The organism is Micromonospora sp. LOL_014 (assembly GCF_048060245.1).
Classification (GTDB): domain Bacteria; phylum Actinomycetota; class Actinomycetes; order Mycobacteriales; family Micromonosporaceae; genus Micromonospora_E.
This window is the reverse complement of sequence record NZ_JBHMIP010000084.1, coordinates 1-1,445: the sequence shown is the minus strand read 5'-3', so window position 1 is coordinate 1,445 and position 1,445 is coordinate 1. Positions and strand designations below refer to the sequence as shown.

The following is a 1,445-nucleotide window of genomic DNA, read 5'->3' as shown; positions in this document are numbered from 1 at the left end:
TCGAGGTGTGCGGGGTGCGGGAGCAGCGGTCGGACGGGAAGTTGCCGGCGCATGTGGCCGTGTATCTGACGTTGGGGCTGACGTTGTTCCCCGACGATGACTACACCGAGGTCGCGGCCCGGGTCACGGGGTCGTTGGACCGGTTCGGGTGTTGGGACGCGGGGTGGAGCGTGCCGACGTCGAGCGCGATCACCCAGGCGCGGAAACGGTTGGGCCGCCGGGTGTTCGACGAGGTGTTCGCGCGCACGTGTGGGCCGGTCGCGGGCGGGTCGGGCCCGACCGCGTCGGTGGCCGCGTTGGGCACCGCGCGGGGGTCGTTCCTACGCCGGTGGCGGCTGCTGGCGATCGACGGGTTCACCGTCGATGTGCCCGACAGCGCCGCGAACGCGGCCGAGTTCGGCTACGCCGGGTCCGGGGAGAACCGGTCGGCGTACCCGAAGGCACGGGTCGTGGCCCTCGCGGAGTGCGGCACCCACGCCTTCGTCGCCGCGGAGATCGACGCCTACGCGGTGGGTGAGAAGACCCTCGCGCAGCGGCTGTATCCGCGGTTACGCGGTGACGAACTGCTCGTCGCGGACCGGGGGTTCCACTCCTGGCAGGCGTGGGACACCGCCGTCGCGTCCGGTGCGGCGCTGGTGTGGCGGGCGCCGACCCAGCTCGACCTGCCGGTCGTGCGGGTACTGCCCGACGGCACCTGGATCACCGTCCTGATCAGGCCGACGGTCCGGGGTGCCCGGCGGGAGCGGCTCCTCGCGGCCGCCCGCGCCGGGGCCGACCTGACCGACGTCGACACGGTTCCCGACGCGTTCGACAGGCAGGGCCTGCCGGTCGTCCACCTCGCGAGGGTGGTCGAGTACACCGTGCCCGACCGGGTCGGTAACGGCACCGGCGAGGTCATCACCCTGATCACCAGCATCGTCGACCCCCACGACGCCCGCGCCGACGAACTCGCCGCCGCGTACCACGAACGCTGGGAGGAGGAAACCGGCAACGACCAACTCAAGACCCACCTACGCGGCCCCGGCCGGGTCCTGCGTTCCCGCCTGCCAGACCTGGTCCATCAGGAGATCCGGGCCTACCTGATCGTCCACCACGCGATCACCGCGCTGATCGCCGAGGCGTCAGCCGCCGCCGACATCGACCCCGACCGGATATCGTTCACCAGGGTCCTACGCCTGAACCGCCGCACCGCCACCGGCACGGCGGACATTCCCCCCTCAGGACTGGACTGACCAGCTACCGGTCCACCTGACCCGGATCGCCGATCTCATGATCCCCGAACGCAGGGAACGCACCTGCCCCCGAGCGGTCAAACGAGCCCGCCACAACCAGTACCGGGTCAAGAAACCCAACGAACCGGCCAGCATCCGCCACGACCGGCCAGCGACCATCCACATCTACCGGGTCCAGCCACCACCAAGATCAACTTAAGCTACGTGGCATTG

1 protein-coding gene is annotated in these 1,445 nt (G+C 70.7%); it reads left to right on the top strand.

Features of this window, described 5'->3' with window-relative positions; all coding sequences use genetic code 11:
- Window positions 1-1,232 (top strand): IS4 family transposase (locus ACFHW1_RS28700; RefSeq protein WP_416616707.1); only part of this gene is annotated, 1,232 nt, incomplete at its 5' end.
- Window positions 1,233-1,445: the final 213 nt, after the last annotated feature.